Source organism: Streptomyces sp. ITFR-16, from assembly GCF_031844705.1.
Classification (GTDB): domain Bacteria; phylum Actinomycetota; class Actinomycetes; order Streptomycetales; family Streptomycetaceae; genus Streptomyces.
The window spans coordinates 5,093,870-5,113,088 of the sequence record NZ_CP134609.1 but is presented as its reverse complement, the minus strand read 5'-3'; the positions used below and the strand labels follow the sequence as shown (position 1 = coordinate 5,113,088).

17 protein-coding genes and 1 tRNA gene are annotated in these 19,219 nt (G+C 72.6%); 3 read left to right on the top strand and 15 right to left on the bottom strand.

Annotated elements, in window-relative coordinates; genetic code table 11:
* The first annotated feature begins 31 nt into the window (after positions 1 to 31).
* Positions 32 to 232 (top strand): hypothetical protein, encoded by a 201-nt coding sequence (locus RLT58_RS22660; RefSeq protein ID WP_311312198.1) that lies wholly within the window; start codon positions 32 to 34, stop codon positions 230 to 232.
* 135 nt (positions 233 to 367) lie between these two features.
* On the opposite strand, the gene RLT58_RS22655 is transcribed toward RLT58_RS22660, so the two are convergent.
* The 6 genes from RLT58_RS22655 to RLT58_RS22630 form a co-directional block, all read right to left on the bottom strand.
* Positions 368 to 1,150, bottom strand: a complete 783-nt coding sequence (locus tag RLT58_RS22655) for a S16 family serine protease (RefSeq protein WP_311312197.1) — start codon at positions 1,148 to 1,150, stop codon at positions 368 to 370.
* Positions 1,151 to 1,265: 115 nt separating this feature from the next.
* Complete coding sequence (locus RLT58_RS22650; RefSeq protein WP_136201975.1) at positions 1,266 to 1,907, bottom strand: IclR family transcriptional regulator; 642 nt, start codon at positions 1,905 to 1,907, stop codon at positions 1,266 to 1,268.
* Positions 1,908 to 2,357: 450 nt separating this feature from the next.
* A complete protein-coding gene (locus tag RLT58_RS22645) occupies positions 2,358 to 4,139 on the bottom strand; it encodes a DEAD/DEAH box helicase (RefSeq protein ID WP_311312196.1) in 1,782 nt (593 codons plus the stop codon).
* A 149-nt stretch (positions 4,140 to 4,288) separates the two neighbouring features.
* Positions 4,289 to 4,678: a type II toxin-antitoxin system death-on-curing family toxin gene (locus RLT58_RS22640; protein WP_311312195.1), complete on the bottom strand. Its 390-nt coding sequence runs from the start codon at positions 4,676 to 4,678 to the stop codon at positions 4,289 to 4,291.
* Positions 4,675 to 4,875, bottom strand: a complete 201-nt coding sequence (locus RLT58_RS22635; RefSeq protein WP_026290595.1) for a ribbon-helix-helix protein, CopG family — start codon at positions 4,873 to 4,875, stop codon at positions 4,675 to 4,677. The genes RLT58_RS22640 and RLT58_RS22635 overlap by 4 nt, the downstream gene beginning before the upstream one ends.
* A gap of 25 nt (positions 4,876 to 4,900) precedes the next feature.
* Positions 4,901 to 6,373 (bottom strand): MFS transporter, encoded by a 1,473-nt coding sequence (locus tag RLT58_RS22630; RefSeq protein ID WP_311312194.1) that lies wholly within the window; start codon positions 6,371 to 6,373, stop codon positions 4,901 to 4,903.
* Positions 6,374 to 6,556: 183 nt separating this feature from the next.
* On the opposite strand from RLT58_RS22630, the gene RLT58_RS22625 reads away from it, so the two are divergent.
* Positions 6,557 to 6,631 (top strand) — tRNA-Cys (locus RLT58_RS22625).
* Positions 6,632 to 6,693: 62 nt separating this feature from the next.
* Here the strand turns inward: RLT58_RS22625 and RLT58_RS22620 are convergent.
* From RLT58_RS22620 to RLT58_RS22580, 9 genes are all read right to left on the bottom strand, one after another.
* Positions 6,694 to 9,039 carry a xanthine dehydrogenase family protein molybdopterin-binding subunit gene (locus tag RLT58_RS22620; RefSeq protein WP_311312193.1) on the bottom strand — a complete coding sequence of 782 codons (2,346 nt, stop codon included), beginning with the start codon at positions 9,037 to 9,039 and terminating at the stop codon, positions 6,694 to 6,696.
* Positions 9,036 to 10,532, bottom strand: coding sequence for a 2Fe-2S iron-sulfur cluster-binding protein (locus tag RLT58_RS22615; protein ID WP_311312192.1), 1,497 nt, complete (start codon positions 10,530 to 10,532; stop codon positions 9,036 to 9,038). Before RLT58_RS22615 ends, RLT58_RS22620 begins: the two co-directional genes overlap by 4 nt.
* Positions 10,529 to 11,425 carry an FAD binding domain-containing protein gene (locus tag RLT58_RS22610; RefSeq protein ID WP_311312191.1) on the bottom strand — a complete coding sequence of 299 codons (897 nt, stop codon included), beginning with the start codon at positions 11,423 to 11,425 and terminating at the stop codon, positions 10,529 to 10,531. Before RLT58_RS22610 ends, RLT58_RS22615 begins: the two co-directional genes overlap by 4 nt.
* A gap of 268 nt (positions 11,426 to 11,693) precedes the next feature.
* Positions 11,694 to 13,325, bottom strand: a complete 1,632-nt coding sequence (locus RLT58_RS22605) for a beta-N-acetylhexosaminidase (protein WP_311312190.1) — start codon at positions 13,323 to 13,325, stop codon at positions 11,694 to 11,696.
* Positions 13,326 to 13,329: 4 nt separating this feature from the next.
* Positions 13,330 to 14,178: a carbohydrate ABC transporter permease gene (locus tag RLT58_RS22600; protein WP_311312189.1), complete on the bottom strand. Its 849-nt coding sequence runs from the start codon at positions 14,176 to 14,178 to the stop codon at positions 13,330 to 13,332.
* Positions 14,175 to 15,146, bottom strand: coding sequence for a carbohydrate ABC transporter permease (locus RLT58_RS22595; RefSeq protein ID WP_311312188.1), 972 nt, complete (start codon positions 15,144 to 15,146; stop codon positions 14,175 to 14,177). Before RLT58_RS22595 ends, RLT58_RS22600 begins: the two co-directional genes overlap by 4 nt.
* A 2-nt stretch (positions 15,147 to 15,148) precedes the next feature.
* Positions 15,149 to 16,453, bottom strand: a complete 1,305-nt coding sequence (locus RLT58_RS22590) for an extracellular solute-binding protein (protein WP_311312187.1) — start codon at positions 16,451 to 16,453, stop codon at positions 15,149 to 15,151.
* Positions 16,454 to 16,682: 229 nt separating this feature from the next.
* Entirely contained in the window at positions 16,683 to 16,976 is a 294-nt protein-coding gene (locus RLT58_RS22585) for a DUF3039 domain-containing protein (RefSeq protein ID WP_311312186.1), read from the bottom strand.
* A gap of 29 nt (positions 16,977 to 17,005) precedes the next feature.
* On the bottom strand, positions 17,006 to 17,566 hold the full coding sequence (locus RLT58_RS22580) for a YqgE/AlgH family protein (RefSeq protein WP_311312185.1): 561 nt from the start codon (positions 17,564 to 17,566) through the stop codon (positions 17,006 to 17,008).
* Between the two features lie 275 nt (positions 17,567 to 17,841).
* Here RLT58_RS22580 and murA point away from each other — a divergent pair, with 275 nt between their 5' ends.
* Complete coding sequence (gene murA, locus RLT58_RS22575) at positions 17,842 to 19,182, top strand: UDP-N-acetylglucosamine 1-carboxyvinyltransferase (RefSeq protein ID WP_148018924.1); 1,341 nt, start codon at positions 17,842 to 17,844, stop codon at positions 19,180 to 19,182.
* Positions 19,183 to 19,219: the final 37 nt, after the last annotated feature.

Genomic DNA, 19,219 nt, shown 5'->3' with positions numbered 1-19,219 from the left:
CGCGCACCACCGACCGAAGGGACCGCCTGCCATGCACCCCGAGACGCACCTCGTTCTGCACCACCTTCGCTCCGCCGAACTGCGCGGCCGGGCCGACGACTTCCGCCTCGCCCACCACGCCGCCCCGCGCCCGGCACTGCGCTCCCGGCTGGGCTGGACCCTCATCGAGATGGGCCTGCGCCTGATCCCGGCCGGCGCCACCGTGCCGCAGCGCGCGCCCCGGGCGGCCTAAGGGCTGTCCCGCAATTCCTGGCGGGACAGCCCTTAGGGCGCGTCGTCGAACCGGCGTCCTTGCCCGAAGGGCGGCCGGGCGGCGGCAGGTACGTGCTTTCCGGCGTGCCGTCCGGGGAGGCCGCCGGCGCACCCGTCAGCAGCTCGGGATCTTCCCCCCGTGGTCGAGCGCCCGCAGTGAGGAAACCGCGCCCTTCAGCGTCGTGACCGGGATCAGCCGGAGGCCCTTCGGCAGCTCGGCCTTGGCCTCGTTGCACTCGGCCTTCGGTACGAGGAAGACGCCGGCCCCGTCCCGCCGGGCCGCCTGCGTCTTGAGTGAGACGCCGCCGACCGCGCCGACCTCGCCGTCCGCCTCGATGGTGCCCGTGCCGGCGATCGTACGGCCGCCGGTGAGGTCGCCGCCCGAGCCGTCGCCGTCGAGCTTGTCGATGATGCCGAGCGCGAAGAACAGGCCGGCGCTGGGGCCGCCGACGTCGGCGAGATGCAGGGTCACATCGACCGAACCGGGCTTCCTGCCAAGGTAGTTGAGCGCGGCGTCGACCGCGGCGTCCTGCGACTTCTCCATGTCGTCGAGGTTGTGCTTCTCGATCTCCTGCTCGGAGCCGCCGGTCGGGAAGACGGAGTCGTGGGGCAGGACGGCCCGGTCCGTACGGAACCAGCTGTCGACCACGTCCCGGATGCCGACGTCGGCGTCCGGCCCGGTCGCCACGATGGTCGTCATCCGCAGCTCCCCGTCGGTGGCCCGGGTGGGGGTCCCCTCGATGCTGATCACGGGCGTGCCGTGGTCGTCCCCGAGCACGTTCGCCGTCGTACCGGGCTGCGCCAGCGTGAAGGGCAGCGGCGCGAAGGCGGCGACACCGAAGAGGGCGAGAACGGGAAGGGCGCAGAGACCGAGGGCCCGGGATCGACGTGTGAGCACGCGCCCAATCTAACAACCCGGCCGGCCGCCGGCCGGGGCACGTTCCGGCCCGCCCGGCGCCGGAGGGCGGAACCGGCCGCCGGGGACCCCGGGCGGCACGGACCGGCGCACCGCGTCAGCGAAGCGCGTCAGCGACCTCGCGGGCCGCGTCGACCACCCGCGGTCCCACCCGCTCCGGCACGGAGTCCGCGAGCATCACCACGCCGACGCTGCCCTCGACCCCGGTGACCCCCATCAGCGCCGCCGCCGCCCCGCTGGCGCCCGCCTCCAGCTCGCCGTGCGTCAGGGTGAAGGCCGTCTCGCCCACCGGCTTCTGCCGGGCCGCGAGGATGGCCCGCCCGGCGGCACCCCGGTCCAGCGGGTGGCGGAAGCCGGCGCGGTAGGCCACGTGGTAGTCGGTCCAGGTCGGTTCGACGACCGCGACCGCGAGCGCGTCCGAGCCGTCGACCAGCGTGAGGTGGGCCGTGGCCCCGATGTCCTCGGCCAGCGACCGCAGCGCGGGCAGCGCCGCCTCCCGTACCAGCGGATGCACCTGGCGGCCCAGGCGCAGCACGCCGAGACCCACCCGGGCCCGGCCGCCCAGGTCGCGGCGTATCAGCGTGTGCTGTTCCAGGGTGGCCAGCAGACGGTAGACCACGGTCCGGTTCACGCCGAGTTTGTTGGACAACTCGGTGACCGTCAGACCGTGGTCGGTGTCGGCGAGCAGTTTGAGGACACGTAGCCCTCGGTCGAGCGTCTGGGAGGTCTCTGCGGTCACGACGCCCTCTCCTCTTCGGTGAGCGGCGGCGGCTGGTTCCCACGAGGTGTGCGCCACCGGTCCCAGCGGCGACGCACGGAGAGGCCGCCGGCCTGGCCAAGGCACCGGCTGCGCTCCGCGGCGGCGTTGCCACGGGGCGTTCACATTTTTGGGACAGTAGCGAGCGAGTCCGCTCAGCGGAAGACCTCGTCCAGAATCCGGGCGCCTGCGGAAAACCGGTTGTACCGCAGGAGCATAAGTGCCGGTCAGCGGGGCGCGGGCCGGGAACCGCGGATCTACGCGCGTCCATGTCGGCCGACTCCCCCGCGACGCTCCGTACACCGGAGGTGAACCGGCGTTAACGCCCTGTGAACAATTTTCCGCAGATTTCTTCGAACAGACCACCGGCCCGGGGCGGGGAACGGCTGTCCCTGCCCCGGGCCGGTGCCCGCGTCCGTACGCCCCGCGGGTTCACTTCATGCGGGTGGCCCACTCCTGGACCTTCTTGATCCGCTGCTCGATCTGCCCGGCCGTGGCCTCCGCGCTCGGCGGACCGCCGCAGACGCGGCGCAGCTCGGTGTGGATCACGCCGTGCGGCTTGCCGCTCTGGTGGGTGTAGGCCGAGACCATGGTGTTCAGCTGCTTGCGCAGCCCCAGGAGCTGCTTGTGCGTGACCACCGGGCGGTCCTCGGCGGGCTTCTCCAGCAGGTCCGCCTCCGAGGCGGGCTTCTGCCGGCTGTGCGCGATCTGCCGGGTCTGCCGCTTCTGGAGCAGCAGCTGCACCTGGTCGGGTTCGAGCAGCCCGGGGATGCCGAGGTAGTCCTGCTCCTCCTCGCTGCCGGGGTGCGCCTGCATGCCGAACTCGGCACCGTCGTACAGCACCCGGTCGAAGACCGCGTCGGACTCCAGCGCCTCGAAGGGCAGCTGCTCCTCGGTCTCCTCGTCCTCCAGCTTCTCGGCGTCGGCGAGGAGCTGGTCCTCCTCGGCGAACGGGTTCTCCTCGTCGCTGCCCTTCTTGGGCTTGTCGAGGACGTGGTCCCGCTCGACCTCCATCTCGTTGGCGAAGTCGAGGAGCATCGGGATGGTCGGTACGAAGACGGAGGCGGTCTCGCCGCGTCTGCGGGAGCGCACGAAGCGGCCGACGGCCTGGGCGAAGAAGAGCGGCGTCGAGATGGTGGTGGCGTACACGCCGACGGCGAGGCGCGGCACGTCGACGCCCTCCGACACCATGCGGACGGCGACCATCCAGCGCGAGTCGTCCGCGCTGAACTTGTCGATCTTCTTGGAGGCGGCCTTCTCGTCGGACAGGACGACGGCGGGCGTCTCGCCGGTGACCTTCTTCAGGATCTTGGCGTACGCGCGTGCCGACTCCTGGTCCGTGGCGATGACGAGGCCGCCCGCGTCCGGGATGCCCTTGCGGACCTCGGTCAGCCGCTTGTCGGCGGCGCTGAGCACATTGGGGATCCACTCACCGGTGGGCGCGAGCGCGGTGCGCCAGGCCTGCCCGATGGCGTCCTTGGTCATCGGCTCGCCGAGCCGGGCGGCGATCTCGTCACCGGCCTTGGTGCGCCAGCGCATGTTGCCGCTGTAGCTGAGGAAGATCACGGGGCGCACGACGCCGTCGGCGAGGGCGTTGCCGTAGCCGTAGGTGTAGTCGGCCGAGGACCGCCGGATCCCGTCGTTCCCCTCCTCGTACACGACGAAGGGGATCGGGTTGGTGTCGGACCGGAACGGCGTACCGGTCAGCGCGAGCCGCCGGGTCGCCGGGTCGAACGCCTCCTGGCAGGCCTCGCCCCAGGACTTGGAGTCACCGGCGTGGTGGATCTCGTCGAGGATCACCAGGGTCTTGCGCTGCTCGCACCGGTTGCGGTGGAGCATCGGGCGGACACCGACGCCCGCGTACGTGATCGCGACCCCGTGGTACTCCTTGCTCACGGGCCCCGCGCTGTAGTCGGGGTCGAGCTTGATCCCTATCCGGGCGGCCGCCTCCGCCCACTGCTTCTTCAGGTGCTCGGTGGGCGCGACGACGGTGATCTGCTGCACGACATGGTGGTGCAGCAGCCATGACGCGAGGGTCAGCGCGAAGGTGGTCTTCCCCGCGCCGGGCGTGGCGACGGCGAGGAAGTCGCGCGGCTGCTCCTGGATGTACTTCTCCATGGCCCCCTGCTGCCAGGCGCGCAGCTTGCCGGCCGTACCCCAGGGGGCGCGGCCGGGGAAGGCGGGTGAGAGGTGGTGGGAGGCGGTAGTAGTCACGGTCTCCGGTTCGGGTCTCTCGGGTACGTGTGGCGCTGTCCGCGGACCGGGACGGGCCCGCACGCGATACGACAACCGGGCCACCCTACCGGGGGGCGGGCCCCGGCCGGCCGCGGACTGCGCCGCCCCGCACGGAATTGCGACGGCTCTCACACCACGTCGATGACCAGCTCCCGCAGTCCCTGGGAGATGACCTCGACCTCGTCCGTCTCGCCCGTGGCGACCGCGATGACCAGGCGTTCGGCGGCGTCGATGTCCGGGCGCAGATCGATCCCGTTCATGGCCAGGAAGGTCACGCACGACAGCCAGGCCGTGCGTTTGTTGCCGTCGAGGAGGGGGTGATTGACCGCCAGCGACTGCAGCAGCGCTGCCGCCTTGTCGACCACGTCCGGATATGCCTCCTCGCCGAACATGGCCGCCGAAGGCCGGTGGGCGGCCGACTCCAGGAGCCCGGGGTCGCGGACCACGATCCGCATGTCCGCGCAGGCGTACTCGGCGATGACGAGAATGTCCTCGGAGCTGAGGTAGACACAGCTCACTTGAGCCGCTCCATGAGCTCGCTCCACTTGGCCGCCTGCTCCTTCGCCGTCTTGCGGACAATGGCCTGCTGAGCCGTTCGGGCCAGATAGTCGTCCACGGCCTGGAGCAGTATGGCGTGCATGCTCGTGCCCTCCTGCTCGGCACGCTGCTTGAGGGCTTCGGTCTGGTCGTCGCGAAGACGCAGGTTCATGGCCATACCAAAACGGTACCACCGAGTGGGGTCACATTGGTACCACCTCGTGCGTTCGCACCCGCGTGGCCACCCACGCCCCCGCCAGTGCCACCGCCGCCATCGGCAGGAAGACCACCGCGAACGCGCCCGGGTGCGAGCCGGAGGCGCCCTGGGCCGTCGCCTCGTGGGCCGCGCCCACCGCTCCGCCGCCGAGGGCGGCGAAGGCCGCGCCGCCCGCGGCCAGCAGGAGGACGTTGGAGAGGCCGTCGGAGATCTGGAGGGCGGCCGAGTTGGCGCCCGCCTCTCCGGGGGCGGACAGCTTCAGCAGCGTCACGCTGGTCGAGGCGATCACCATGCCCATGCCGAAGCAGCCGAAGGCCCAGGCCACCGCCACGGTCCAGACCGGCACCGCGTCGATCAGGACCGCCGGCGCCGCCGCGACGGCCGCGGCGACCAGCAGCATGCCGCCCACCATCAGCGGCTCGCGGTGCGGCTCCAGGCGGGGCCGGGACTGTACGTACGAACCCAGCGCCCAGGTCCCGCCGCCGGCGGCGAGCGAGAGGCCGGCCATCGTCGGGGACAGCCCGCGCTGGGTGACCAGCATCAGCGGGACGAACGACTCGGCGGCGATGAACGAGCCGGCCGCCACCCCGCGCAGCAGCACCACCGAGGGCAGCCCGCGGGCCGCGCGGCCGGTGCCCGGCGGCAGCAGGCCGCGTACGGCGGGGACCAGCAGGGCCGCCCCGGCGGCGGCCGGCAGCAGCGAGAACCAGTTCCGCTCCTGCCCGGCGTACTGGAGCAGCCCCGCGCCCACCGAGATCCCCAGCGCGAGCACGATGCGCCGGCGGTCGTACGGCTCCACGGGCGCCGCCGGGTCCGCGGGCCCCGACGCCATCCGCCGGATCGCGGGCAGCGCGAGCGCCAGCGGGAAGACCACCAGGACCGGGATGCCGACGAAGACCCAGCGCCAGCCCAGGTGCTCGGTGACGCTCCCGGCGGCCAGCGGCCCCACGACGGACGGGATCACCCAGCTCGCGGCGAACGCGGCCATGATCGAGGGCCGCAGCCGCTCCGGGTAGGCCCGGCTGATCACCACGTACAGCGCGACGATCACCAGCCCGCCGCCGAGTCCCTGCACGGCCCGGCCCGCCACGAACATCCACATCGTGCCCGCGGTCCCGGACAGCAGCAGCCCCGCCCCGAAGGCGCTGATCCCGGTCGCCAGCGGCGCGAGCGGCCCGCGCCGGTCGGCCCACTGGCCGGAGAGCACCATGGCGAACAGGCTGGTGGTGAAGTACGCCGAGAACGCGAACGCGTACAGCGGGATGCCGTGCAGCTCACGGGCGGCGACCGGCATCGCGGTCCCCACGGCGGTCGCCTCGAAGGCGATCAGGAACACGACGGAGACGATGCCGACACTCAGTGCCCGGTAGGTCCGTCCCAGAACCCCTTCGGGGCCGGTGCCTTCGGTGCGGAGCGCGGCGGGCGCGACATCGGCGTCACGCGGTTCCAGGGCGGTCATGAGCCCAAGAGTAAGGGGCGAAATCCCTGATGAACCCTGTCGCGGGTCGCTCCCCGCCTCGTCCCTTCGTCGTAGGACCGGCGCCTCGATCGTGAACGCCGTATGGCGGTCGCGTTGCACGGCGGCCGGCACTCTTGTGACGTCCGGCCGCCGGCCCTACGGTCGGGGAACAGCACCACGCAGGACCGTGTGCCCGAGAGGCTCAGGGGCTCGACTGCAACTCGAGTTACACCGGTTCGAATCCGGTCACGGTCTCCAGGTACGACACCGCCCGCTCCTCGCTCCGAGGGGCGGGCGGTGTCGTGTGCGGGGGGGGCGGCTCAGCCCTTGGGGGCCGCGACCGCCGCCTGCGGCCTGATCGGGAGGCGGTTGACCGGGCGGCCCGTGGCCGAGCGGACCGCGGCGGCCACGGCGGCCGGTGAGGTCACGACCGGGATCGCGGAGGCCGGCTTGGCGCCGAAGGGGGCCACCACGTCGCGCTCCTCGACGAGCTTGACGATGCGGATCTCGGGGGCGTCCAGGGACGTCGGCAGCGCGTACCCCGTGAGGTCCGGGTGCCGGATCAGACCGCGGGCGGTGCGGAGGTTCTCCGTGAGCGCGGCGCCGATGCCCTGGGTGACGCCCGCCTCGATCCGGGTCGCCAGCTGGGACGGGTTGAGGACCCGGCCGACGTCCTGGGCGACCGCCATCTCCACGACGCGGACCGAACCCAGCTCGATGTCGACGTCCACCACCGCGCGGATCGCGCAGAACGCGAGACCGACGAAGGCGTCGCCCTGGCCCGACTCGTCGAGCGGCTCGGTGGGGTGCGGGCGGCACTGGGCGGTCGCCCAGAGTTCCTTGCCGTCCATCGCCTCGGTGACCGTCGTCGAGAGCACCCCGTCGTAGGAGGTGATCTTGCCGTCGGCGATCTGGAGCAGCTCGGTGGACATGCCGAACTTGTGGGCCAGCGGCTGGAGGAGCTGGGTGCGGACCATCTTCGCCGCGCGTTCGACGGCTCCGGCCGAGACCCAGGTGTGCCGGCCGTGCGTGGCCGGTCCCGCCGGGGGCTGGTCGGTGTCCACGGAGGCGACGTGCACCTCCTCGATGCCCAGGGTCTCCTGGACGACCTGGCGGGCCAGCGTCGAGAAGCCCTGGCCCGTCTCGACGGCCGCGCAGATGACCGTGGCGACACCGTCGTGGACCCGGACCGTGGCGGTGGAGACCTCGTCGGCGCCCTCCGCGCCGAGCATGTGGACCATGCCCAGGGCGTAGCCGACGCCGCGCCGCACCGCACCGGGCTCGCCCGCGCCCTCGGGGCCGCCGGGCAGCAGCCAGTCGTCCTCCGGGGAGTCCTTGGGCAGCGAGGGCAGCGGGTGGTCGCGTACGGCACGCAGGAGTTCGGCGACCGGGGCGGGGCAGGTCACGGTCTGGCCGGTGGGCAGGATGTCGCCGGTGGACAGGGCGTTGCGCAGCCGCAGCTCGGCCGGGTCGATGCCCAGCTTGGCCGCCAGCTTGTCCATCTGGCCCTCGTAGGCGGCGCAGACCTGCATCGCGCCCTCGCCCCGGACATGGCCGGAGGGCGGGTTGTTCGTACGGACCGCCCAGCCCTCGATGAAGGCGTGCGGGACGACGTACGGGCCGCAGGCGAAGGCGACCGCGGCGGCCAGCGACTCCGACGAGGCGTCCGCGTAGGCGCCCGCGTCCAGCAGGATCTGGGCCTCGACCTTGACCAGCCGGCCCTCGGCGTCCGCGTGGTGGCGGTAGCGCAGCAGCGAGGGATGGCGGTGGGCGTGGCCGAGGAAGGACTCCTCGCGGGTGGCGGCCAGCTTGACCGGGCAGCCGGTGCGCAGGGCGAGCAGCCCCAGCGGGAGCTGGAAGCCGGCGTCCTCCCGGTCGCCGGTGGCGCCGGGCACGCCGGTGACGACGACCTTCACCCGGTCCGGTTCGAGGCCGAAGCAGGCGGCGGCCAGGTCGCGGTCGGTGTGCGGGTCGGTGGAGGCGGTGTAGATCTCCACGCCGCCGTCCGGGCGGGGCACGGCGAGCCCGGCCTCGGCGCCGATCGGCGCCGGGTCCTGGCGGCCGATGCGGTACAGCCCCTCAACCACGACCTCGCCGGTGACCTCCGGGTCGCCGTAGCGCAGCGGGATGTGGCGGATCAGGTTGCCGTCGGGGTGCAGCGGCTCGGCGGCGAAGGCCTTCTCCGGGTCGGTGACCGGCTCCAGCACCTCGTAGTCGACGGCGATGGCGGCGGCGGCCAGCCGGGCGGTGTCGGGGTGGTCGGCGGCCACGGCGGCGATCGGCTCGCCGTGGTGGCGGACCAGGTCGGAGGCGAAGACGGGGCGGTCGACGACCCGGCGGCCGTAGGAGCCCTCGCCGGGCACGTCCTCATGGGTCACGACCGCGCGCACGCCCGGCATCCGGAGCGCGGCGGAGGTGTCGACGGACCGGATGCGGGCGTGCGGGTGCGGGGAGCGCAGCACGGCCGCCCAGAGCAGTCCCTCGGCCCACAGGTCGGCGGCGTACGGGAAGGTGCCCTCGGTCTTGGCGCGGGCGTCGGCCGGCGGCAGCGAGGCGCCCAGGCCGAGCAGCGGCTGCTCGGTGCCGGGGCCGCCCGGGCCGTCCAGCGACGGGATGCTGATGGCCGTGTGGGTCGTGCCGGCCGCGGTGGCCGCGTCGTTGCTCACGCCGTGCCTCCGTCCTGCAGATGGGCCTGCACACTACCGGCGCCCGGCGGCGCCTGGTGGGGGATGCGGGCCTCGTCCGGCTCCGCGGATTCCGGGGCGGGCGCGGCGGCCGCCTCGGCGGCGGCCTCCCGGCCCGCGATGACCTCGTTCACGGCGTCCAGGACGCCCCGGTAGCCGGAGCAGCGGCAGAGGTTGCCGCAGAGCGCCTGGCGGGTCTCCAGCTCACTGGGGGCGTGGTTGCCCTCCAGGAGGTCGTGGACCGTCATGGCCATGCCGGGGATGCAGAAGCCGCACTGGACGGCGCCGCAGCCGGCCAGGGCCCGCTGGACGTCGGACGGCTCGCCGTCGACGGCCAGTCCCTCGACCGTACGGACCTCGCTGCCGGCGGCGGTGGCCGCGGGCACCAGGCAGGAGGCGACGAGCCGGCCGTCCACCTGGACGTTGCAGGCGCCGCACTCGCCCTGCGAGCAGCCGTCCTTGGCACCGGCGAGGCCGAGGCGCTCGCGCAGCACGTAGAGCAGCGACTCACCGATCCAGGCGTCCGTGACGGGCCGGTCGGTGCCGTTCACGTGGAGCACGTAGGAGGCGGCGGGGTGTTCGCTGGGCAGGTCGAGCGCGGGCGGGGCGTCCTCGGCCGCCTCGTCGTCCGCGGGGGCCTCGTCCGGGGTCTCGGCGGTGTCGACGGGTGCGGGACCGTCCTGCTCGGGCGCCTCGTGCCCGGGGCTCTCGGGGGTCTCGTGGCCGGGGGCCCCGTGCTCGCGGCCGTCCGGCTCCGGGGCGCTCTGCCGCGCGTCCGGCGCGGCCTCGTGCGCCGGGGTCTCGGGCGTGCCCGGGACCCCGTCGGCAGCGGGCGGGGCCTCGGCCTCGGGCCCGTCCGCGGTGCCGGTCTCCGCGTCCGCGGGCTCGGCGTCGGGCACGGGCTCCGGCTCCGGCTCCTGGGTCGCCCACGGGGCGGGCGCGCCACCGGGCAGGGTGGCCGGCCGGGAGCGGTCCGCGTACCAGTCGGCGGCGGCCGTGACGGGGAACTCGCCGGACTCCTCCGGGAGGTCGCCGTCGGCCACCGGGACCGTCCACTGCCCGGTGTGCCCGGACGCGTCGGCGGAATTGCCGGCGTCGGTGAAGTTCCAGTGGCCGGTGGCGGCCGGGTCCTCGCGGTACGGGTTCGCGTACTGCGCCGGGTCCGGGTAGCCGTACCCCGTGCCCTGCTGGTTCGGGTCCGGCCAGTGCACGGCGTCGGGCGCGGGCTGCTCAGGCTGCGTGCCCTCGGGCGCCCGGACGACCCAGTTGCCGGTGGCCGCCGGGTCCAGGCCGGCGGCGGGGGTCAGCGGAAGGATCATCGGCGGCACGTAGCCGTGGCCGGGGGCGGCCAGCGGGGCGCCGTCCAGGTCCTCCGGCGGCAGATGGACGAAGGCCGTGGCCTCCGCGTCGTACTCACCGCCCTGCGGGGTCGGCTCCCAGCCGCCGTGCTGGTCGGTGCGGTCCTCATTGCTCACGACAGTGCCCTCCCCAGCGCGCGTCGGGCCAGCGCGGCGACGGTGCGCCGCAGGTGCAGTACGGCCGGGGGCAGCGGTGGCGCCTGTCCCCCGTCGGCGGGTGGTTCGTGGTCCGGGATGCAGGCCGCGGCGACGTACTCGCCGAAGGCGGCCAGCGCGTCGGGCGCGAGGCCCCGGGCACCGTCCCAGTCGATCAGCGAGGCGATCCAGCGTTCCGCCTCCAGCGGCCGCAGCGGCATCGGGGCGATCGCGCCGACCGCGCAGCGCACCCCGCGCCGGGCCGGGTCGAGGACGATCGCGACGGAGGCCGTGGCGCGGCCGGGGCCGGTGCGGCCCGTCGCCTTGAGGAAGACCTGCGGGGCGTGCAGCAGCGGGACCCGGACGAAGCCGATCAGCTCGGCGGGCTCCAGCATCTCGCGGCCGGCCAGCAGATGGGAGACCGGGATCTCGCGGCGGGCGCCGCCGGGGCCCGCGATGACCAGCTCGGCCTCCAGCGCGGCGAGCACGGGCAGGGTGTCGCCGGTCGGGGCCGAAGTGGCGATGTTGCCGCCGAGGGTGCCGGCGTTGCGGATCTGCGGCGGGCCCGCGGCGCGCGCGGAGGCGGCGAGCGCGGGGATGAGCGCGGCGAAGTCGGGCCGCCCCATGCGGGCGTGGGTGAGACCGGCGCCCAGCAGGGCGTGGCCGTCCTGGTAGTGCCAGCCGCGCAGCTCGCTGATCCGGCCCAGGCCGACGAGCCCGGAGGGGCGCAGGAGCCCCTTGTTGACGGCCGACATCAGGTCCGTGCCGCCTGCCACGGGGACGGCCATGGGCATGGCACCGAGTGCCGCCACGGCCTCGTCCAGCGAGGCAGGCAACGTGACGGACTGCGTCGCCTGCGGTGCGTGCGTGGTCAACCCAGCTGCCCCTTCCCGGTGTCCCGGCTGTCCCGCCTGTTTCGCCGTACGGTACGTGCTGGAGGCCCGGACGTGGCAACTCTGGCACATCTTCGGACCGGTCCGACGCGAGGGTCCGCGAAGGGAGTATCCGTACCCGGTCAGGGGGATGGTCCCGTTTCGCTCCCCTTCGGCACGGAGTGCGCACGGCGGCCTCCGGTGTTCCCGGACGACACCGCCACCACGCTCCCAGGGAGCGTGGTGGCGGGTGACGCGGTTGCGGCCGGGCTCACACGTTCGGGGGTGTTCCCTCGATCGGGCGTCCGAGGATGCCGGGGCGCCGCTGCCAGGGCAACGGGCCGCCCGGCGGCCGGTAGCCGACGCCGAGCGCGTCCAGCCGGCCGTAGTGCGCGGCCATGCGGCGCTCGAAGTCCGCGAAGTCCCGCTCGGCGGGTGCGGGCAGGGCCGACCACGCGACCTCGGCGAAGGCCGCGAGGCGGGGGAAGACCTGGTAGTCGACGCGGGACCGGTTCTGCATGACCTCGGTCCAGACGTTGGCCTGGGTGCCGAGGACGTGCCGGGCCGCCTCGTCGGACAGGGTCGGCGGCACGGGCTCGAAGCGGTAGACGTCCTGCAGGGTGCGGACGTAGCCGATGGGCATCGGCTCGTCGGGGCCGCCGTCCTGACGGTGGTCCAGGTACACCTGCTGCTCGGGGCACATCACCACGTCGTGCCCGGCCTCGGCGGCGGCGATGCCGCCCGCGTAACCGCGCCAGGAGGAGACGGCGGCGCCGGGCGCGAGCCCGCCCTCCAGGATTTCGTCCCAGCCGATGAGGCGGCGGCCTCGCGCGGTCAGCCAGTTGTCGAAGTGGCGGATGAACCAGGACTGCAGCTCGTCCTCGTCGGCCAGGCCGAGTTCCTTGATCCGGGCCTGGGCCGCCGGGGACTGCTTCCACTGGTCCTTGGGGCACTCGTCGCCGCCGATGTGGACGAACGGCGAGGTCTGCGGCGGGAAGAGGTCCAGGATCTCCTCGAGGACGCCCTCGTAGAAGCGCAGCACGGTGTCGGTGGGGGCCAGCACGTTCGGTGTGACGCCCCAGTCGTCCCAGACGGACAGCGCGGCGGTGTCGACGACGTCGGTGTTGCCCAGCTCCGGGTAGGCGCTGATGGCGGCCTGGGAGTGGCCCGGGATGTCGATCTCGGGGACGACCCGGATGTGCCGGGCGGCGGCGTAGGCGACGATCTCACGGATGTCGTCCTGGGTGTAGTAACCGCCGTGCGGGGTCTCGTCCCAGAGCTCGGAGGCCCGGTGGCCGTACTTCGTGCGCGAGCGCCAGGCGCCGATCTCGGTGAGGCGCGGGTGGCGCTTGATCTCGACGCGCCAGCCCTGGTCGTCGCTGAGGTGGAAGTGGAAGACGTTCAGCTTGTGGGCGGCGAGCAGGTCGAGGTAGCGCAGGACGTCGGCCTTGGGCATGAAGTGCCGTGCCACGTCGAGCATCAGCCCGCGCCAGCCGAAGCGGGGGCGGTCCTCGATGTCGGTGAACCCGAAGGCGGCGGTGCCGCCCCCCGCCGGCGCCCGCCGGAAGGCCCGCGGCCCCAGCAGCTGACGCAGTGTCTGAGCACCCCAGAAGACCCCGGCGGGGCCGCCGCCGGTGATCACGACGCTGTTGCCGGGCAGGGTGGTCAGGCGGTACTCCTCCGGCTCCAGGGCCGGATCGATGAGCAGCCGGACGGAGTGCTCGGCGCCCTCGCCGCCCGGTGCGAGCGGCACGCCGAAGGCGGCGCCGAGCGTCTCGCGCAGCCAGCGCTCGGTGGTCCCGGTGCCGGGGGCCGCCGCGAGCGTGGTGGACGCGTCCAGCAGGAACCCGCACCGCCCCTGGTCACCGGCGCGCACGGGCGCCGGGATCAGATCGATGTTCATGACGTCAGTCCTTAACCGCTCCGCCCAGCCCCGAGACCAGGCGTCGCTGTACGAGTACGAAGAAGACCAGCACGGGCACGGTCATCACCGTCGAGGCTGCCATGATCCCTCCCCAGTCGTTCTCGTCGGGTTTGAAGAAGACCAGCAGCGCCATCGGGAGCGTCGACTGGGAGGTGTCGCTGATGATGAAGGACTTCGCGAACAGAAAGTCGTTCCAGGTGGTGATGAACGAGAAGACGCTGGTCGCCACCAGCCCCGGGAAGACCAGCGGGAAGAGGATCTGCCACAGGAAGCGGGTGCGGCTCGCCCCGTCGATGTACGCGGCCTCCTCCAAGGCGTCCGGCACGGCCTTGACGAAACCGCGCAGCATCCAGATCGCGAAGGGCAGCGAGAAGGCGAGGTGCGGCAGGATCAGCGAGCCGAGGGTGTTCAGCTGGCCGAAGTCCCGCATCAGGAAGAACAGCGGGATCGTCAGCGCCTCGACCGGCACCATCTGCGCGACCAGGAACATGATGAGCAGCGTGGTCCGGAAGCGGAAGCGGAACCGGGTGACCGCCGTCGCCGCCAGGAAGGCGACCAGCGCGGAGAGCACGACGACCGTGCCCGCGACGAGCAGGCTGTTGAGGAAGTAGCGCCCGAAGTCCTGCTGCTGGAAGACCCGTCGGAAGGAGTCCAGGGACGGCGACAGGGTCCAGGGGCGCGGATGGGTCGACTGGATCTCGCCCGCCGGTTTGAGGGCGGAGAGCACCATCCAGTACAGCGGGAAGGCGACGGCGGCGGCGATCAGCAGCGCCGCGGCCTCGGCGGCGAGCCGGCCGGGCCGGCGGACGCGCAACAGGGACGGCAGGCTCACAGTTCCTCCCCCTGGCGGCGCACGAGGCGCAGATAGACGAGCGTGACGGCGAGCAGGATCACCAGCATCACGACCCCGATGGCCGAGCCGAGGCTGTACTGCGAGGACGCGAACGCCTTCTGGTACGCGTACACGTTGAGCACCAGGTTCTGGCCCGCGATGCCGCCGCCGTTGGTCATGACGTAGATCTGGGTGAAGACCTTGAAGTCCCAGATGACCGACTGGATGGTGACGACGACCAGGATCGGGCGCAGCATCGGCGCCATGACCGACCGCCAGATCCGCCACTGCGAGGCGCCGTCCAGCGCGGCCGCCTCCAGCACCTCGGAGGGGATGGCCCGGATGCCCGCGTACACGGTGACCATCACGAACGGGAACGAGCACCACAGGACTTCGAGGAGCACCAGGGCGAAGGCGCTGTAGCGCCCGTACGTCCACGAGTGGTCCCCGAGCCCCAGCACCCGGTTGACCGGTCCGAAGTCGGCGTCGAAGAGGAAGACCCAGACGGTCGAGCCGGTGATCGCCGGCGTCGCCCAGGCGCCGAGCGCGGCGACCATGAGGGCGAGGCGCGGCAGGGCCCGTATCCGGGTCAGCAGGACGGCGAGCGCGCAGCCGACGAGCAGGGTGGACACGACGCAGGCCGCGGCGAAGACCACGGTGGCCAGCAGGACCTGCCAGAACTGGCTGTCGTGGAAGAGCGCCGCGTAGTTGCCGAAGCCCTGGAAGGTGGCCGGTTCACCGCCGCTGACCTGGGCCTGGGTGTACTCCAGGAAGGAGATCAGGCCCAGCTGGTAGATGGGGTAGACCAGCAGCCCGCCGAGCAGGACGAGCGCGGGCAGCAGATAGAGCCAGGGGGTCCAGCCGGACCGCCGGGCGGGTGACACCGGGCGGCGCCGGGGCGGGCGGGCGGTGGCCCGGTCCGCCCCGGGCGCGTGCGGCGTCTTGTACGCCGTGCTGTTCGCCGTCATCGTCAGCCCGCGTCGGCGAACGCCGCGTCCATCTTCTCGGCGGCGTCGTCGGATGCCTTCGCCACGTCCTTGCGGCCGCTGACGATCTCCTGGAACATCGTCGGCAGGATCAGCGAGGAGTCGATCTGGCCCCAGGCCGGCGAGGCGGGGACGAACTTGGCACCGGCGCCGAGCGTCCTGACGAACGGTTCGACGAAGGGCTCGCGCTTCGCGGCCGCGTCCCGCACGTCCGTGTACGTGGGCAGGAAGCCCATCGCGTCGAACATCTTCGCCTGGGTGCGCTTGCCGGTCAGCTCCTTCATCAGGCCGACCGCCAGCGTGCGGTGCGCGCTGCTCTTCAGTACGCCGATGTTGTTGCCGCCCGCGAACGCGGGGGCGACGGAGCCCTCGGTGAGTCCGGGCAGCGGCACCACGGCGTACTTGCCCTTCACCGTGCCGGCCTCGACGGCCGCGTGGCTGAAGTCGCCGCCGATGGCCATGGCGGCCTTGCCGGAGGCGAAGGCGGTGACGGTCGCGTTGCCGCCCATGGCGGCGCACTTGGCGGCCGGGCAGTTGGCGGCGCCGAAGAGCGAGGTGTAGGCCTCGATGCCCTTGCGGGCCTCGGGGCTGTTGATGGCGGCCTTGTACGAGGAGCCGCTCGCGTCGGCCAGTTCGCCGCCGTGGGCCCAGATGAAGGGCATGGCGCCGTAGGTGTAGGCGCCGCCGACCGCGAGCCCGTACAGACCTGGCTTCTCCTTGTGGATCTTGCGGGCGGTGGAGATCAGCTCGGCCTGGGTCTTGGGCGCCCCGATCCCCAGGTCCTCGAAGATGTCGGTGCGGTAGTACAGCGCGCGTACGCCGACGAAGAGCGGGGCCCCGTAGACCTTGCCGTCGACCGTCACGGACTGCTTGGCGGTCGCGTCGGTGTCCTTGGCCTCGGCCCAGGCGCCGAACTCGGAGGTGATGTCGGCGAGTCCGCCGTCCTTGACGTAGCCCGCGGTGTCGGTGTTGCCGTACTCGATCAGGTCGGGGGCGCTCTTGGGGTCGTTGAACGCGGCCTTGACGCGCTGGGCGCGGGTCTCGACCGGGATGTACTCGATCTCGACCTTCGTGCCCTCGTGGGCCTTCCTGAAGGCGGCGACGGCGGCGTCGACGACCTTCTCCTTGGGCTTGTTGCCGACCTCCTGGAACAGCCACACGCGCAGCGTGCCGGTCTTCTCGTCCCCCTTGGCGCCGGTGTCGGAGGTCCCCGGCGCGCAGGCGGTGGCCGTGAGGCCGGCGAGCACAAGCGCCGCGGCCGGGGCGGCAATTCGGGCAGAAAGCTTCATCCGGAACCCCTACCGGTAGGCGTTGCAACATGCGCAACGCGCGTTTCGTTCTGCACAACTTGCAGGAGAGTAGGTCCCGGTCAGGGCCGCGACAAGTGGTCTCCACCACTCTGTGACCCGGGGAAGCACCCCGTGCAACGCAACGGGGTCCGGGAACGGCGAAGAGCCCCCGGGGCACGCGCCTGCGTGCCCCGGGGGCTCTCCCGGGTCCGTTCCGTGCGGGGTGGGGCTACTTCTTGTCCTTGCCGCCCTTGCCCTTGTCCTTGTCGCCGCCGACGCCCATGGACTCGTAGATCTCCTTGCACATGGGGCACACCGGGTACTTCTTGGGGTCGCGCCCCGGTACCCAGACCTTGCCGCACAGTGCGACCACGGGGGTGCCCTCCAGGGCACTCGCCATGATCTTGTCCTTCTGGACGTAATGGGCGTAGCGCTCGTGGTCGCCGTCGCCGTTCGACACCTGCGGCGTCGGCTCCACGAGGGTTCCGGTCCCTGCCCCGCGCTCGGGCTCAAGAGTGCTCATAACCGCCAAGCGTACTGAAAGACGGGACATCAGTTCAGCGAAGGGTCGTCCGGATACGTGGCGATCATGGCCAGTTCGCTGCGCTGGCGCCGCAGCACCGCCCGCCAGAGGCTCTCCGGACGCGGCGACGAGACGTCCCCGGGCTCCGACTCGACGACGTACCAGGCCCCCTCGGCCAGCTCCGACTCCAGCTGGCCGGGGCCCCAGCCCGCGTATCCGGCGAAGATGCGCAGCGAGCCGAGGGCGGCGGCCAGCAGCTCCGGGGGCGCGTCCAGGTCCACCAGGCCGATCGCCCCGTACACCCGGCGCCAGCCGAGGGGCCCCTCGTCGCCGGGGATCACGGCCACCCCGAGCGCCGAGTCCAGCGAGACGGGACCGCCCTGGAAGACGACCTCCGGTTCGCCGGTCAGACCGGCCCAGGTCGCGAGGATGTCCACCACGCCGACCGGGGTCGGGCGGTTCAGGACCACGCCGAGGGAGCCCTCCTCGTCGTGGTCGAGGAGCAGCACCACCGCGCGGTCGAAATTCGGGTCCGCGAGGGCGGGTGTGGCCACGAGCAGTCGCCCTGTGAGCGAGGACACCTCGGTCATGGCAGAAATGATCCCGCATCTTCGGCTCCGGCGTGGGGCAAGTAGCCCGGTCGTCGCGCATCGTGCCCGAGCGCAGCTCAGGGCGCACGGGTGCACAAGGAGCGCACGGCCCGGCCGCCCATCCGGACGGTGACCCTCCGCAAGATCTGCGCAGCAGAGCGTGTTGTGGCGGATTCATGACGTTCGTACACCGCCCGTTCCCCTACGGATGGGGGGCGCGGGGCCATTACCCTTTCGTTTGGCCCCCTGCCCGACCACTCCGGAACGCGAGATTCATGACCGGCACAGACGATGTCCTGCTTGTCCACGGCGGAACCCCGCTGGAGGGCGAGATCCGCGTCCGAGGCGCCAAGAACCTGGTGCCGAAGGCGATGGTCGCCGCGCTGCTCGGCAGCGGGCCCAGCCGGCTGCGCAACGTTCCCGACATCCGGGACGTGCGGGTGGTGCGCGGGCTGCTGCAACTGCACGGCGTGACGGTCCGCCCGGGTGACGAACCCGGCGAGCTGATCCTCGACCCCACCCATGTCGAGAGCGCGAACGTCGCCGACATCGACGCCCACGCGGGCTCGTCGCGCATCCCGATCCTCTTCTGCGGCCCGCTGCTGCACCGGCTGGGCCACGCGTTCATCCCCGGCCTCGGCGGCTGCGACATCGGCGGCCGGCCCATCGACTTCCACTTCGACGTGCTGCGCCAGTTCGGCGCGACGATCGAGAAGCGGGCGGACGGCCAGTACCTGGAGGCCCCGCAGCGGCTGCGCGGCACCAAGATCCGGCTGCCGTACCCGTCGGTGGGCTCCACCGAGCAGGTGCTGCTGACCGCGGTGCTCGCCGAGGGCGTCACCGAGCTGTCCAACGCGGCCGTGGAACCGGAGATCGAGGACCTCATCTGCGTGCTGCAGAAGATGGGCGCGATCATCTCCATGGACACCGACCGGACCATCCGGATCACCGGTGTGGACCGCCTCGACGGCTATACGCACCGCGCGCTCCCGGACCGTCTGGAGGCCGCCTCCTGGGCGTCCGCCGCGCTGGCGACCGAGGGCAACATCTACGTCCGCGGCGCCCAGCAGCGCTCGATGATGACGTTCCTGAACACCTTCCGCCGGGTCGGCGGGGCCTTCGAGATCGACGACGAGGGCATCCGCTTCTGGCACCCGGGCGGCGCGCTGAACGCGATCGCGCTGGAGACGGACGTGCACCCCGGCTTCCAGACCGACTGGCAGCAGCCGCTGGTCGTGGCGCTGACGCAGGCCGCGGGCCTGTCGATCGTGCACGAGACGGTGTACGAGTCGCGGCTCGGCTTCACCTCGGCGCTGAACCAGATGGGCGCGCACATCCAGCTCTACCGCGAGTGCCTGGGCGGCTCCGACTGCCGCTTCGGCCAGCGCAACTTCCTGCACTCCGCGGTCGTCTCCGGGCCGACGAAGCTCCAGGGCGCCGATCTGGTCATCCCCGACCTGCGCGGCGGCTTCTCGTACCTGATCGCCGCGCTGGCGGCCCAGGGGACGTCCCGGGTGCACGGGATCGACCTGATCAACCGCGGTTACGAGAACTTCATGGACAAGCTGGAGAAGCTCGGCGCCAAGGTCGAGCTGCCGGGCGGTTCACTGGTCTGAGCCGGGCCCCCGCGCGGGGGCCCGTCGCGGGCCCTGT

What these genes read in the sequence shown, in the direction of transcription:
- RLT58_RS22580 (WP_311312185.1), bottom strand. Translation starts at nt 17,566, where the DNA reads ATGACCGAGGTGTCCTCGCTCACAGGGCGACTGCTCGTGGCCACACCC.
- murA (WP_148018924.1), top strand. Translation starts at nt 17,842, where the DNA reads ATGACCGGCACAGACGATGTCCTGCTTGTCCACGGCGGAACCCCGCTG.
- RLT58_RS22590 (WP_311312187.1), bottom strand. Translation starts at nt 16,453, where the DNA reads ATGAAGCTTTCTGCCCGAATTGCCGCCCCGGCCGCGGCGCTTGTGCTC.
- RLT58_RS22595 (WP_311312188.1), bottom strand. Translation starts at nt 15,146, where the DNA reads ATGACGGCGAACAGCACGGCGTACAAGACGCCGCACGCGCCCGGGGCG.
- RLT58_RS22585 (WP_311312186.1), bottom strand. Translation starts at nt 16,976, where the DNA reads ATGAGCACTCTTGAGCCCGAGCGCGGGGCAGGGACCGGAACCCTCGTG.
- RLT58_RS22660 (WP_311312198.1), top strand. Translation starts at nt 32, where the DNA reads ATGCACCCCGAGACGCACCTCGTTCTGCACCACCTTCGCTCCGCCGAA.
- RLT58_RS22635 (WP_026290595.1), bottom strand. Translation starts at nt 4,875, where the DNA reads ATGGCCATGAACCTGCGTCTTCGCGACGACCAGACCGAAGCCCTCAAG.
- RLT58_RS22630 (WP_311312194.1), bottom strand. Translation starts at nt 6,373, where the DNA reads ATGACCGCCCTGGAACCGCGTGACGCCGATGTCGCGCCCGCCGCGCTC.
- RLT58_RS22605 (WP_311312190.1), bottom strand. Translation starts at nt 13,325, where the DNA reads ATGAACATCGATCTGATCCCGGCGCCCGTGCGCGCCGGTGACCAGGGG.